The sequence below is a fragment of the Bacteroides sp. M10 genome (assembly GCF_014334015.1).
GTDB classification, from domain to species: domain Bacteria; phylum Bacteroidota; class Bacteroidia; order Bacteroidales; family Bacteroidaceae; genus Bacteroides; species Bacteroides intestinigallinarum.
Genome location: NZ_CP060488.1, coordinates 225,917 through 240,594, shown reverse-complemented (window position 1 = coordinate 240,594; position 14,678 = coordinate 225,917). Strand labels below are relative to the sequence as shown.

Here is a 14,678-nt window from a genome sequence, read left to right as displayed (position 1 = left end):
TACTTATGAAGAAACTTTTTTTATTTAATGGAATAATAACCTGCTTCATCGGACTTTGTATGAGTTGCATTGCTCCTGAAAAAACTGCAGGGTTACAAATTCGCGGAGGGCTTCCTAATTTTAATTATAAGATAGAAAAGAGTGAACCTGTATCTGTTGTCTTTTTAGGTGGAAGTATAACAAATCATCAGGGGTACAGAGTACAAATTACTGATTGGCTCAAGCAACAATATAGTAATGTGCAGTTTACTTCTATAAATTCAGGAATTGGTGGAACTGGGTCTGATCTAGGAGTGTTTCGTACAGAGCGTGATGTGTTGCAGTATCATCCGGATTTAGTATTTATTGAATTTGCTGTAAATGATGCCAAAACAGATTCATTGGTAATTGCTAATTCCATAGAGGGAATTGTGCGTAAAATTTGGCATCATAATCCATATACAGATATCTGTTTTCTTTATACGTTAAATGAACCCATGTTGGATGACTTGAGGTCTGGAAAAAACTATCGTTCCGTAAGGTATATGGAAACAATAGCAGACTATTATGATATTTCATCTGTTAATTTTGCCGATGATGTTCTGAAGTTGCTAAATGATGGTAAGTTAGTTTTTAAGGGGGACTCAAAAAAGGAGAATGATGGTAAGATAGTTTTTAGTAATGATGGTACACATCCTACTTACGATGGTGGGCATCCTATATATACAAAAACACTGCGCCAATCTCTATTACAAATGAATAAAGCGCAGCAAAAAGCACATGTATTGAAATCCCCGTTGTATGCAGGTAATTATGAGAAAGCCAAAATGATTCCTATTACAGATTTCGAACATTCTAAAGGTTGGAAAATACTCTCTAAAGATGATAAAGCTTTTTCTTATTTTCAGGGAGATCAAAAAGCATTACCGGTTGTTCTGGAATCTTCAGATCCTGAAGATTTTATAAAAGTACATTTTAAAGGAATCCGTGTTGGAGTATTTGATTTGATTGGCCCCTCGTCCGGAGGGATGACTGTGGAGATAGACCAGAATGATCCTTTCTATATTCGTCGATTTGATAAATATTGTGGAGATCGAAATCGTACTAACTATTGTTTGTTCGAATCATTAAACGATGAAGAACATACGGTGATTCTTCGACCTGATAATAGATGTTTTGAAAAAGCTGAAATATATAGGACAAATCCAAAGCGAATATCAGAAACAGAGTATTTTAATGAGTTTAATACATATTTGGGATACATCCTTTTAGTTGGTGAGGTTATACCAAACTGAATCTTGTAAGAACTGCTTTAAACCACCTTATTATCATAATCGGACTTCTATTTTTTTTGATTATGGTGATAAGGCGGTTATCTGAAATACAGGTTTATACTAAATATCAGTCTTTCTTAAACCACCTGTAAAACCATTTACCCACCTTTTCATAATGCCGGGTTTCGGTATCAGTGTATAGTTTAGAGAAGAACGACGTATCTAATGGTTCTCCCGATTGGTTAGGATATAATACGATTAAGCTATTGTTGGAGAAGTATTTGCTAAGCTGTCTCGGTAGTTTCTCAAAAGAACTGTCGTAAGAGAGAGTTCCCGGTCGTGCGCTGATAATAACTAATAAATGGTCGTAGCTTACTTGTCCCGTCAGCACCAGCAAGTCATTCCAATCTTCCAAAAGGGAGAAATCGGTAAGTGTCTGCTTATGCCGTTTCTTTATCCATGCTTGTAGGCGTATGGTTGTTTTTTCATTGGCAAAGAAATGTACCCGGCATCCGAGGGTACTTCCCATTCTACAGAAATGTTCCATCCAATGAGGAAAACCGGATTCGTATTCGGCTTTAGGAGGGACGGCAATGACAATTCGTTTGATTGTATGGACTGGTATTAGAAACTTAGAGATAATTATCTCACAGTTTAATCCATTCAATAAGTGTTCGGCAAGTATTCCAAAGTATGAGTCTGTGATATTTTTCTTACGATGCAGACCGGTGATAATACTTGTAATCTCATTTTCCTTGACTGAATGTATAATGCCGGAAGCTATATTCAAATCATACCGTGTGACTTTCTTCAGTGGTACATTTGCTTCTGTTGCTGTCGTTTCCGCTTTTTCCAGGTAATATTTGCTTCGAAGTCGTAGATTATCGGAATTATTATTGTCGTTGATTACATTGAGGGCTAGTAGATTATCTTTCAATTTAGAATCACGTATGATTAGAGACAGATTCACCATGTCCTCAATAGTGTCCGGGTTGGCTATGGATACTAAAATCTTTTCTGTTTCTTTTGAAGATTCATTTTCCGATAGTGAGTCATCCATTGCCACCTTTCTGGCTGCCCGTTCGGTAATCAGTGAGCTCACTACGCAAGTGACCAGGATAAGCAAGACTGTACCGTTCAGTACATCGTCATTCAGCAAGCGCTCGCCGGTGGGCAGAATAATGTTATATCCAACCAATACGGCTGCCAATGTGGCTGCTGCCTGTGCGTTACTTAAACCATACATCAGATTTCGTTCAAGAACAGACATCTTGTATATCTTTTGTGTCAGCCAGCAAGCAATCCATTTGCCTGTCAGTGCCATGGTTATCATTACGGCAGCAACTTTTAAAGCATCCCCATGTCCGAAAATAACCCGTAGGTTGATTAACATTCCTACTCCGATAAGGAAATAAGGAATGAAGAGGGCATTACCGACGAACTCTAAATGATCCATCAATGGAGAAACGTGCGGAATGAGCCGGTTGAGTACCAATCCGGCGAGGAAAGCTCCCAAAATACCTTCCATACCTACGAGTTCCATCAGTCCTGCTCCTAAAAAGACCATTGCAAGCACAAAAATGAACTGCATTACGTTGTCATTGTATCGGTGGAAGAACCAGCGACCGATGCGTGGGAAAAAATAGATGATAAGTGCTCCTAGAAAGATTACCTTTACTACTAGCCAAATCCAGAATAAACCACCGGTTTCTCCTTTGAATAATCCGCCTATAACGGCTAGTACCAACAGCGTGAGCGTATCCGTTACCGCCGTTCCTCCTACGGCAATACTTACACTACGATGGCGTGATATACCGAAGCGGGTGACGATGGGATAGGCAACGAGTGTGTGGGAGGCATACATACTGGCTAGCAGTACAGAAGTGATTACGCCGTATTTCAGATAAGATACATTTGCCACGAACCCAATCCCGATGGGAATGATGAAAGCCAGTAATCCCAACACTAATGCTTTGTTTCGCGTCTCTTTGAAGTCTCCCATGTTCATTTCCAGACCAGCCAGAAACATGATGTAATAGAGCCCGACTTTGCCGAATAACTGAAAACTGCTATCACGTGCCAGGATATTAAATCCATGTTCGCCAATAGCCAATCCTGCCAGGATCATACCGATAATATGAGGGATGCGCAGCTTATTCAATAATATCGGAGCAAACAATATAATTAGGAGTACAAGGAGAAATATCCATGTAGGGTCGGTGATAGGGAATGTTAAATCAAGGCCAATCCAATCCATAATTTGACAAGTTCGTGATATTTGTTCCGCAAAATAACCTAAAAAAATGCTTCTAAAAAAGGATTAGTTAATAAAATTAGTCATTTATTTTTTCTCCAGATTCATGATTGATGGAATGAAGAATGCAAGTGTCCCTGTTATCACAATTGCAATACCGCATATAACAAAGACATTGGCTATGCCGATAGCGTCTGCTATAAATCCGGTTGCCAGTAATCCTAAAATGGAGGGTAACAAACTGATACTGTCGAACAAAGAGAATACGCGCCCCAAGAAAGACACTTCAATCTGTGTTTGTAACAAAGCTGTAAACGGACCGGAATAAAACGGCATGGAAATACCCTGTACTATTGCAAATATTGCATAGATAATGAATGCTGAAGGGGGAAGGACTCCGGAAACGAAAATAGAAACTCCTATTATGATATAAGATATGTTTATCATGACGACCTTTCGGATGCGCGGATTCCATATTCCCAGTAAAATACCACCGACTAATGCTCCCGAACCAAAAAGAAGTTCTATCAGGCTGACTTGATAAGCTGTTCCAGAGAAGTTTTTCAGGGTCATCAACGGTATCAGAGCAACAACAGGCATGATAAAGAAAGTGATGAGTACTTCAGTGACCATCACCCATTTCAAACCACAATTGCTACAGATTGCCTGAAAGCCTTCCTTCATATCCCGGAGTACATTATTGGTTGTTTCAGTTTCTGTTTTTTCCGGATTAGGAATAAATACAAACATGAGTGTCGTACAGGCTATGGCGGCTCCGGCAACGTCGAGCAACATAACTACACTCATATTCGTACTGACAATCAGCGCGGCACCTAACACAGGACCGCAGATATTACATAAGGCCTGTATTGTCTGATTAATGCTGGCAATACGCGTCAGTTCTTTTTCAGGAGCAAGCAGCGGTATGGATGATTTCATGGCAGGTGCGTGGAAAGCACTTCCGACAGAACGGAGCATAAGCAGCAGATAAATCTGCCAGATTTCGATAACGTCCAGATAGAATAATAACGCAATAATGCCCGAACAGAGTGCAACGAAACTGTCTGCCAATATCATAGTCCATTTCCGACTCCACCGATCGACGAAAACGCCGGCAAAGGGGCCTAATACAACTTGGGGTAAAAGTGCGGCGATAGTAGCAAATGAAAGCACCTCTGCCGAACCGGTCTCAAGACTGATCCACAGAACAATGGCAAACTGGGCAATAGAACTGCTAAGAATAGAAAATAACTGTCCGGACCATATAATGATAAATTTCTTTTTCCAATTATTCATAATACTTTATTGATTACGGATGATGATAAGGGGATTGCCTGTCTGTATATAAAGAGGGCAAATACCATTATGACTAAATAATAAACAAATGATTGAGAGAAATTGCTTTGATTTTTGTTGTTTTCCTGTAATGGAGGAAAGAAATAAAAAAACGGAAGCCCAGCTAAGAGAGCTCCAAATGAGGTACGGATAAAATGAATTGATAAATAACTTTCATATTCTCAAGTTCGGTTTTTGATTCGGCAAATGTAGACAAAAAATGCCGTTCTCCTGCAAAACGGGTTCATAAAAAAAGAAAATTCGTCTTGAAATGGCTTCTGTAAGGCTCTAATAAAATTCTAATAGCGTTCTAACAAATCTCTAACAGGCTTCCGGAATACCTCCACTTACCTTTGCATCCGAAAAAGAATGCTAACTATATTTTTATGGATGATGATGAAAAAGAAAAATTTGCAAATACTTTTAATTTGCGGTGTATTGCTAGTTACCGCATGCAAGAGTAAATCAAAGGAAGAACAACAGAGTGGTTATCGTATGGAAGGTGACACTGTACAGATCACAGACCGTTTTTTATCTGAAAAGATAAAAGTGACTGAGGCCAGACTTGAACCTTATTCCAAAGAAGTGATTACTTCCGGTGTGGTACGTCCTATTCCTACCCGTTATGCCTGCATTGCTTCCCCTTTTGCAGGAAGAGTTACAAAATCGTATATACAAATCGGACAACAGGTAAACCGGGGAACCCCTTTGTTTGAAATCAGCTCACCGGATTTTACTACGGCACAAAAAGAATACTTCCAGGCATTATCGTCACGTGAGCTGGCTAAGAAAGATTTAAAGCGCAAAGAAGACCTGATAAAGAACGGGGTTAGTTCACAGAAAGAGCTGGAAGAAGCACAAAATGCTTTGCTTATTGCCGATAAAGAGTTTGAAAATGCGTCTGCTGCATTGGAAGTATATCAGGTAGAGCATCCGGAGAATATGATACTGGGGCAGCCTCTTGTGGTACGTTCGCCTATTTCGGGCGAAATTATAGAGAATAATATTGTGACCGGACAATACCTGAAAGATGATACCGAACCTGTTGCGATAGTGGCAGACCTGTCGGAAGTATGGATTGCCGCCCAAGTGAAAGAAAAGGATATTCGATTTATCAATGCAGGCAGTAGTCTGGATATAGAAGTGTCGGCATTACCGGGGAGGGTGATTAAAGGTAACGTTTATCATGTAGAAGAGGCGGTTGACGAAGATACAAGGTCTATCAAAGTACTTTCGGTTTGTGATAACCCGAAGAAACAATTGAAATTGGGTATGTATACTACCGTCCATTTTCTTAGTGCTCCTATTGAACAGATTCAGATTTCGGAGAGCGCATTGTTGCAGGGAGAGAAAGACAGTTATGTGTATGTGCAGGTTACTCCGGATATCTTTGTAAGAACACCGGTGAAGGTAGAAGCGACCAAAGATGGATTTGCTGTGATAAATGATGGATTGCATCCGGGAGATAAAGTCATCAGTGAAGGAGGATATTATTTAAAATAGGAGATTATGAAGAAGGATTTGATGCTTTCAATTATACAGAAAAGATGGATAATGCTTTGTCTGTTTGTGATGATGTGTGTTTTCGGATATTACTCATGGACGCAACTTTCAATAGAAGCCTATCCGGATATTGCAGATGTCACATCGCAGGTTGTTACCCAAGTGCCGGGGCTGGCTGCCGAAGAAGTGGAACAACAGATCACTATTCCTTTGGAACGTGCCATCAACGGTTTGCCTGGCATGCATGTTATGCGTAGCAAAAGTACGTTCGGACTCTCTATGATTACGATTGTATTCAAGGATGGGACAGAAGATTATTGGAGCCGTCAACGGGTACAGGAAAGATTGAATGAAGTGGAACTACCTTATGGGGTAGCCCCCGGACTCGATCCGCTGACATCACCTGTGGGAGAGGTTTACCGTTACATTATAGAAAGTGACCAACATTCACTTCGTGAACTGACCGACCTCCAGAATTGGGTGGTTATTCCCCGTATCAAAGAAGTTTCAGGAGTGGCGGATGTAACAAATTTCGGAGGTATCACCACCCAGTTTCAAGTCGAAATAGATCCTTATAAACTGGAACAATATCACTTATCCCTTAGTCAGGTTATTGAGGCTATTGAAAATAATAATGCCAGTGTGGGAGGCAGCATATTGAATAGAGGAGATCTGGGGTATGTGGTACGTGGTATAGGATTGATAGAGAATCTGGACGATTTGGGGCATATTGTAGTCACTACAACTTCCGGGGTTCCTGTCTTTTTAAATGATATCGGTTCTTTGAAATACGGTAATCTGGAGAGGAAAGGTGTGTTGGGATATACCGATCGTACCCGTGATTATTCGGAAAGTTTGGAAGGGATTGTGCTTCTTCTGAAACATGAAAATCCGTCTAAGGTATTGGATGGCATTCATGCGGCAGTGGATGAATTGAATCATGAAATTTTGCCGGAGGGGGTGCGTATACATACTTTTCTGGATCGTACCAGCCTAGTGGACACAACTTTGGATACTGTTTCCCATACGCTCTTAATGGGGATGGCATTGGTTGTTATTGTGCTTATTTTGTTTTTGGGCAACTGGCGTGGAGCATTACTGGTTTCAATCACCATTCCGGTATCCTTGCTTATCGCTTTTATCCTGATGCATCTTACGGATATTCCTGCCAATCTTCTGTCACTCGGAGCCATAGATTTTGGAATCATTGTAGATGGTGCCATTGTTATGCTGGAAACTATTCTCAAGAAACGTGAGGATTATCCCGAACAGTACATCGAAGAAAAAAGTATCGCACAACGAGCCAAAGAGGTAGGACGCCCGATTCTTTTCTCCACCATAGTCATTATTACAGCCTACTTGCCATTATTCGCTTTCGAACGTGTGGAACGTAAACTGTTTACTCCTATGGCATTTACGATGAGTTATGCAATGATCGGAGCACTTTTGGTTGCTCTTCTGCTGATTCCGGGACTGGCTTATGCTATTTACCGTAAGCCGCGCAAGGTCTATAAGAATAAATGGCTGGAAAAATTGAAGGAGAAATATACTGGCGCAATAGAGAAACTCATTCAGAAACCAGTAAAGACCATACTCTTTTCATGTTTGATTCTGATTGCGGGTATCGTGTTAAGTGGTGTTGTAGGGAAAGATTTCCTTCCTGAATTGGATGAGGGTTCGATCTGGTTGCAGGTGAATCTTCCTCCCGGCATTTCTGTTGAGAAATCGAGAGAGATGTCCGATACACTTCGTTCCCGTACGATGAAGTATCCCGAAGTAACTTATATCATGGTTCAGGCAGGGAGAAATGACGATGGTACAGATCCGTTCACCCCTTCGCATTTTGAGGTATCTATCGGGATAAAGCCTTATGATGAATGGCCGAAGGGAAAGACCAAGCAAGATTTGATCCATGAACTGGAAGAAGAATATAAGACGCTACCCGGTTTTAGGGTCGGATTTAGCCAACCGATGATAGACGGGGTGATGGATAAAATAGCCGGTGCACATAGTGAATTGGTTGTAAAGGTGTATGGTGAGGATTTTCGGGAAACACGTCGTATTGCGGAAGAAATCACCCGGGCGCTGGGAACGGTGAAAGGTGCCGTTGATCTGGATATTGACCAGGAACCTCCATTACCTCAACTGCAAATCATTATGAATCGGGATGCGATTGCCCGATATGGGCTGAACGTGTCTGATGTGGCTGATTTGATAGAGGTGGCAATCGGAGGGAAAGCTATTGCTCAGCTTTATCAGGGAGACCGTCAGTATGACATTACCTGTAAATATAAAGAAGAAATGCGGGATACACCCGAAAAGATAGCCGGATTGATGCTGACCTCTTCTACCGGAGCTAAAATCCCCCTTTCTCAGGTAGCCGAAGTGAAGTTAAGTGTTGGAGAAAGTACGATCACGCGTGAAATGAACAGACGTCACCTGACGGTAAAGTTGAATCTGCGTGGACGCGATCTGGCTTCTTTCTTAAAAGAAGCGCAGAATGTGATCGATGCGAAAGTGAACTATGATAAAAGCAAATATACAGTCAAGTGGGGAGGGGCTTTCGAAAACCAGCACAGAGCTTATACCCGTCTTTCTGTCATTCTTCCGTTGACGCTGATGTGTATGTTTATTTTGCTTTATGTTACGTTTGGAAAATTCCGGCAAGCCGGTCTGGTATTGTCCATCGTGCCGTTGGCGCTCTTTGGCGGAATGCTTGCGCTCAATGTACGCGGTATGACATTGAATGTATCGTCTGCCGTGGGCTTTATTGCCATGTTCGGACTTTCCATTCAAAACGGAATTATCATGGTATCTCAGATAAATAACTTGCGTAAAGGAGGAATGGAACTTCGGAAGTCTGTTATCGAAGGGGCACGTCAACGGTTTCGTCCTATCCTGATGACCTCGGTCACTACGGTACTCGGACTGTTTCCCGCTTCTCTGGCAACCGGGATCGGCAGTGATGTGCAACGTCCTCTGGCAACGGTTATTGTGTATGGATTGATGTTCTCAGCACTCATTTCTATGTTTGTGCTTCCGGTTTTTTACTATCTGATTGAGAATAACGTTTTAAATAAAAAGCAGAATGATGAAAAGGAATATACACTTTAATATCTTACTCCTTTTATTGCTTGTGGAAGCAATATCTGTTCGTGCAGTGGCGCAAATTCCAGACAGGACTCTCTATCAGAGTATCTCTCTCGATGAGTATCTGAAACGGGTGGGGGAAGGTAATCTAAACTATCTGGCAGAAAAATTGAATGTAAGTATAGCTGATGCGGAGATGATTGCGCAAAAAGTGCTTCCTGATCCGGAAGTGGGATTTGAAGCCGGTCATGAGACTTTTTCATTAGGGCTTTCCTATTCACTGGAATTAGGAAACAAACGAGGGGCACGGATAAGGTTGGCACGTAGTCAGATGGAACTTGAAAAACTAATCCTGGAACAGTCATTTCAGAATTTGAGGGCTGAAGCTGCCAGTCTTTTTTTGGAGGCAATTCTTCAAAGAGAGTTGCTTGAAGTACAGCAAAGTTCTTACCAGTATATGTTGCAATTGAGTCAATCAGATAGTTTACGTTATGTAGCGGGAGAGATTACAGAGAATGATGCCCGGCAATCAAAGTTGGAAGCTGTCACTTTGCTCAATGCGGTTTATAGTCAGGAAGCTGCCTATCAGTCGGCATTGGTCGTGCTGAATAGACAGATGGGAATGGCTGCGGACACTCTTTATATTCCGTTGGGTAATTGGGATGAATTAAACCGTGAATTTTATCTTTCGGAGTTGATTAAAGTAGGTCTGGATAATCGCATAGATTTGTTTACGGCTCAAAAAAACACGGAAATTACTTCCCGTGCATATAAACTGACGAGGGCAGAACGTCGCCCGGATATTGGTCTGTCCGTTTCTTATGAAAAAGACTGGAATCGTTTTTTTCCATCGGCTCGTTCTGCTACGGTAGGAGTGTCTGTTCCTTTAGCCTTTTCGAATATCAATAAAGGGACCGTTAAGGCTGCTAAATTTCGTATTTCCCAGTCCGAAATTCAGGAGAAAGATATAGAGCAACAAATACAGGCAGAGATTATGCAGGCATGGTTCAATTATGAAGCAGAGAAAAAGAAAGTGGTTCAATTTAAGTCGGGAATGCTTGGAGATGCTCAAAAAGTAATGGATGGGATGGTATATAAATACAAACGTGGTGAAACCAACATTTTGGATGTATTAGTCGCCCAACGTACCTATAATGAAGTGCAGCAAGAATATCTTGAAACAATGAAAGGATATGCTGTCTCGTTGGTAGAGCTTGAAAAAGCTTGTGGTATTTGGGATATACGTTTTTAGTAAGGGGGAAATTTTTATCCGGTTCTACGTCCGGCAATGACAGTAGAACCGGATATTTATTTTTAGAATATTAAATCGCAATTCTGCTTCTTCATTTTAAAACATGGTTCTATATTCTTCCTGTTTTTTCTTGGGCAATTTCTTTATGACTTCTTCTACTGAATGACTAATCAGCTCTTTTATAAGTTTGTCGGGCACATCTCCCTCTAAATATACGGTTATCCAATGTTTCTTATCAGAGAATGGTCCCCAAAAGATATCTCCATACTGTTCTATTAATTCTTCTGCCTTATCAGGAGCACATTTCATATCAGCCCAGAATCTTCCGTTCTTTGGTTGTAATGTAGCAAAAGTGAACATTTTATCCATGACCTTAAAAACCAGGATATTTTCACCAAACGGCATACATTCTGTTGCTCCTTTAACAGACAGACAATAGTCTCTATACTCCTCTATATTCATGATTTCTCTCTTTGTTCTTTTTCAAATGGCAAATATATCATTTTCAGTTTGTTTAGATAGAGTGATTCGGAAATTTTTATTTATTGCTTACATTTGAAGAATGGCAAATCTTAAAGTCCTTTCCGATATTGCAGTGGAGTGATACTTGTGCGTCTCTTGAAGAATTTACAAAAAGCCGAGGCATCTGAAAAATGCAATTCGTCGGTAATCTCTTCTATGGAATGGTTACTCTGATTGAGCAGGATGCAGGCTTCGCAATAAAGCAAATCGTATATAAGTTCGGAAACGGTATGTCCGGTCAATCGTTTGATGACCCAGTTCAGGTGGTGGGAGGTGATCGATAGCCGATTGGCATAGAAAGCAGTTTCGTGTTCCTCCTTATAATATGTCTTTAATAATTTCACGAAAGACTGAAGAATCTGCTCCGAACGATTCAAGTCAACAGAAGAGGGAGTTAATGCAAAGTGGCAGTCACCGATGTGTATCCAATCGAGCAAAAAGGCGATAAAGGCATTCTGAATAGTTTCAGTTTGCAGATGATGTTCTTTTTGCCCGATTCGTTTTTGGATATGCTCGATGTTGTGGTGCAAAACTCTGCTTTCATCATCATTCAGATGCAGGACAGGATTGATATACAGTTTCAGACTGCGGTTCAATTGCTTGAAAACTTTCTCCATGGAGGGAGTCACTTCCAGGATGGACTTCCGGACCAATAAGACAGTCATGCAGAAGTTCTCTCCGACGGTGACTAACTGGAGAACATGAATAGGAGATATAACGATAAAACTATTTTTCACCAGATGATAAGGCTTATAGTTAATCATCACCTGTGCCTCTCCCTGTTCCACCAGCAAGTAGATATATGAGTTATTATTGATTGCTATATTATCATATTCGGTATATCCGTTCGTAGGGCTGGGATGCCACACAGTGAGCGAATAAGTACGGAGCTCCTCCAGTTCCTTTTCGCCCAATAACTTCTGTATATTTAATAAGTTCTTTTTCATATCCGTATATTTCAGAGTACAAAGATAGTAAATCTTCATTTAAAACCATTTTTGGCAAATATTGAACTCTAACGATACGATGGAATGCCGCTACCTTTGTGCGCCAAATAACAAAGGATAAGTTTATGATAAGATTTCTCTGTTTTTTCATTCTTATTTCATCTTCTGTCATGAATCTGCGGGCACAGGAAAGCCCGGTTCTGAAATTGTCTTTGCAAGAAATACTGGATTTATCCGACAAGCAGAGTCATACATTGAAAAAAGGAAACTACAACATCGAACGTGTGGAAAATGAACTCGCCGCATCGCGACTGCAATGGGCGCCGGAGCTTTCTCTTTCTGTTTCGGCCGGCTATTTAGGGAATGCGACATTGACAAATCGTGATTTTTCCAACCGGGAGGTGGTTGATATGCCCCATTTCTCCAATAAATTGGTGTTGCAACTTACACAAACCGTCTATGATGCCAGTATGTTGGAAGAGATCAAACAACAGCGTACAGCTACGGAACTCGCGTTCGCGCAACAAGATGTGCAGAAACAGGAAATACGTTTCATGTTAGTGGAATGGTATCTGTCTTACCTGAAACAGATAAATGAAAAGGAAGTCTACCTGAATGATAAAGCCCGTCTGGAAAAACTTCTTTCGGAAACCAGGGAACGGTATAAGCAGGGTACGGCACTCAAAAGCGATGTGACAAACTATCAATTGGAAGTGAAGAACAAAGAACTGCTCCTTACTAAGAACGCCAACCGGATACGCATCATCAACTATCAGTTGGCAAAACTTTTGGGACTGCCCGAAAATACGATGATTACTCCCGACGATTCTTTTCTTGCCGGGAAGCCGGACAGTTTGAGAATAGAAGCCGATTTCTTCAGTCCTGCACAGGCTCCACAGCTTCAGGAGAGTATGAAACAGTACGAACTATTCCGGCAAAAAGAAAGGTCGGTCAAAGTGAAACGCCTGCCGAAACTCTTCGTTTGGGGTGAAAACTCACTGAAAGGACCGATAAGTACGGCTATGCCTCCCATCAATAAGAATATGAATGACTGGGGACTGGGGCTGGGACTCTCTTTTAATATCGGTAACCTGTATAAGTCGGGCAGGAATATCAAAGCCGCTTCCTATGCTACCCGGATGTACAAGGAACAGACGGAACTGATACAGGATCAACTGGATACGGAACTGTATACCGCCCGTACTAAACTGGAAGAGGCGCTTGATGAACTGGCTATTCGCCGTGATTACAAGGTGCTGGCCTCCGAATTGTATGAAGTGGTATACGAACGTTATTCCAACGGAATGGCTATTGTGACGGAAATGATGGATGCCGGAAATGAATTATTATCTGCCGATATTGAATATCTGAATATGCAGATTGAAACATTCCGCTATTACTACATGCTTAGAAAGATAGCCGGAACACTGTGATAAACAAACGATTGGTACATCAATAAACGTTCACCGATAATGGAAAAAGCACATTTAAGAAAAAAGAAAATAAACCGCTTGGTACGAGTCTTCACAGTCATCCTGCTTGTTGGAATAGGATATTATACCGCATTCCGCATGCTTCATTGGGGAAATGTGGAATTTACGGAGAATGCACAGGTTAAACAGTTGGTAGTCCCTGTGAACAATCGTATTCAGGGGTATATCAGAGAAATCACGTTCAATGAGTATCAACCGGTATGCAAAGGTGATACCTTGATTATCATTGAGGATGAGCAATACAGACTGCAATTAAGCGAGGCCGAAGTGCAATACCAGCAAGCACTGACCGAACAGACAGAAATAGAGTTGGCACTCATGTCGGCTGTGAATGACATCAACGTTGCCGAATCGAATATTGAGAAAGCGAAGATTGAAAAAGAGAATGCCTTTACCACCTATTCAAGATATCAGAGACTCTTGGAAAAAGAGGCCGTCACACGCGAACTGTTCGACCATGCCCGTACCGATTACGATGTGAAAAAGACCCAATATGAGACATTACTCAAAGGACAGAAAAATGTCATATTGAATAAGAAACAACAGGAACAGAAACTCAAACAGGTGGAAGCGCAAATCCGACTGGCGGAGTTGAAAAGAGAGACGGCATCGTTGCATCTCTCTTATACGGTAGTTACCGCACCTTGCAACGGAGTGATCGGCAGGAAAAATATTCAGGTAGGCCAACTTGTTCAGAACGGGCAGACATTGGTTGATATTGTCGATAGTCGGGAGAAATGGATTACAGCGAACTTCCGGGAGTCGCAGATTGCGCATATCCGCGAGGGGCAGAAAGTGGAGATTAAAGCGGATGCCTATCCCGGAGAAAGTTTTACGGGGATAGTGCAATCTCTGTCCGATGCGACAGGAGCGGCGTTTTCACTGATTCCGCAGGATAATGCTACCGGAAATTTCGTGAAAGTGGAGCAACGAATACCTGTGCGCATCGAGTTTGATGCACAAACCTCGCAAGAATGTCTGAAACGGTTGAGAGCCGGAATGAATGTAGAATGTCTGATACGCTATTAA

At 41.4% G+C, this 14,678-nt stretch carries 10 protein-coding genes; 6 read left to right on the top strand and 4 right to left on the bottom strand.

Annotation, left to right across the window (positions count from 1 at the left end; genetic code table 11):
- Positions 1-5 precede the first annotated feature (5 nt).
- A complete protein-coding gene (locus tag H8796_RS00930; RefSeq protein WP_117936225.1) occupies positions 6-1,274 on the top strand; it encodes an SGNH/GDSL hydrolase family protein in 1,269 nt (422 codons plus the stop codon).
- A gap of 106 nt (positions 1,275-1,380) precedes the next feature.
- Here the strand turns inward: H8796_RS00930 and H8796_RS00925 are convergent, their stop codons facing one another.
- The gene (locus H8796_RS00925) at positions 1,381-3,510 is read right to left on the bottom strand and encodes a cation:proton antiporter (protein ID WP_008999015.1); all 2,130 of its coding nucleotides are present in this window, start codon (positions 3,508-3,510) and stop codon (positions 1,381-1,383) included.
- A gap of 84 nt (positions 3,511-3,594) precedes the next feature.
- Positions 3,595-4,803, bottom strand: a complete 1,209-nt coding sequence (locus H8796_RS00920) for an MFS transporter (RefSeq protein ID WP_117936223.1) — start codon at positions 4,801-4,803, stop codon at positions 3,595-3,597.
- Between the two features lie 432 nt (positions 4,804-5,235).
- Here H8796_RS00920 and H8796_RS00915 point away from each other — a divergent pair, with 432 nt between their 5' ends.
- From H8796_RS00915 to H8796_RS00905, 3 genes are read left to right on the top strand one after another with little or no spacing between them, the layout of a single operon-like run.
- The gene (locus H8796_RS00915) at positions 5,236-6,345 is read left to right on the top strand and encodes an efflux RND transporter periplasmic adaptor subunit (protein ID WP_187343981.1); all 1,110 of its coding nucleotides are present in this window, start codon (positions 5,236-5,238) and stop codon (positions 6,343-6,345) included.
- A 6-nt stretch (positions 6,346-6,351) separates the two neighbouring features.
- Positions 6,352-9,459, top strand: a complete 3,108-nt coding sequence (locus tag H8796_RS00910; RefSeq protein ID WP_117936220.1) for an efflux RND transporter permease subunit — start codon at positions 6,352-6,354, stop codon at positions 9,457-9,459.
- Positions 9,437-10,687 carry a TolC family protein gene (locus H8796_RS00905; protein WP_117936218.1) on the top strand — a complete coding sequence of 417 codons (1,251 nt, stop codon included), beginning with the start codon at positions 9,437-9,439 and terminating at the stop codon, positions 10,685-10,687. Before H8796_RS00910 ends, H8796_RS00905 begins: the two co-directional genes overlap by 23 nt.
- A gap of 96 nt (positions 10,688-10,783) precedes the next feature.
- On the opposite strand, the gene H8796_RS00900 is transcribed toward H8796_RS00905, so the two are convergent.
- Positions 10,784-11,149: an MmcQ/YjbR family DNA-binding protein gene (locus tag H8796_RS00900; protein WP_117936216.1), complete on the bottom strand. Its 366-nt coding sequence runs from the start codon at positions 11,147-11,149 to the stop codon at positions 10,784-10,786.
- Between the two features lie 110 nt (positions 11,150-11,259).
- Positions 11,260-12,195 (bottom strand): AraC family transcriptional regulator, encoded by a 936-nt coding sequence (locus tag H8796_RS00895; RefSeq protein WP_117936215.1) that lies wholly within the window; start codon positions 12,193-12,195, stop codon positions 11,260-11,262.
- Positions 12,196-12,281: 86 nt separating this feature from the next.
- On the opposite strand from H8796_RS00895, the gene H8796_RS00890 reads away from it, so the two are divergent.
- Both H8796_RS00890 and H8796_RS00885 read left to right on the top strand, forming a co-directional pair.
- Positions 12,282-13,589 (top strand): TolC family protein, encoded by a 1,308-nt coding sequence (locus tag H8796_RS00890; protein ID WP_117936213.1) that lies wholly within the window; start codon positions 12,282-12,284, stop codon positions 13,587-13,589.
- A 39-nt stretch (positions 13,590-13,628) separates the two neighbouring features.
- Complete coding sequence (locus tag H8796_RS00885; protein WP_117936211.1) at positions 13,629-14,678, top strand: HlyD family secretion protein; 1,050 nt, start codon at positions 13,629-13,631, stop codon at positions 14,676-14,678.

Coding starts and splice junctions, on each gene's coding strand:
- H8796_RS00910 (WP_117936220.1), top strand. CDS start 6,352: ATGAAGAAGGATTTGATGCTTTCAATTATACAGAAAAGATGGATAATG.
- H8796_RS00885 (WP_117936211.1), top strand. CDS start 13,629: ATGGAAAAAGCACATTTAAGAAAAAAGAAAATAAACCGCTTGGTACGA.
- H8796_RS00920 (WP_117936223.1), bottom strand. CDS start 4,803: ATGAATAATTGGAAAAAGAAATTTATCATTATATGGTCCGGACAGTTA.
- H8796_RS00895 (WP_117936215.1), bottom strand. CDS start 12,195: ATGAAGATTTACTATCTTTGTACTCTGAAATATACGGATATGAAAAAG.
- H8796_RS00930 (WP_117936225.1), top strand. CDS start 6: ATGAAGAAACTTTTTTTATTTAATGGAATAATAACCTGCTTCATCGGA.
- H8796_RS00900 (WP_117936216.1), bottom strand. CDS start 11,149: ATGAATATAGAGGAGTATAGAGACTATTGTCTGTCTGTTAAAGGAGCA.
- H8796_RS00915 (WP_187343981.1), top strand. CDS start 5,236: ATGATGAAAAAGAAAAATTTGCAAATACTTTTAATTTGCGGTGTATTG.
- H8796_RS00890 (WP_117936213.1), top strand. CDS start 12,282: ATGATAAGATTTCTCTGTTTTTTCATTCTTATTTCATCTTCTGTCATG.
- H8796_RS00905 (WP_117936218.1), top strand. CDS start 9,437: ATGAAAAGGAATATACACTTTAATATCTTACTCCTTTTATTGCTTGTG.
- H8796_RS00925 (WP_008999015.1), bottom strand. CDS start 3,510: ATGGATTGGATTGGCCTTGATTTAACATTCCCTATCACCGACCCTACA.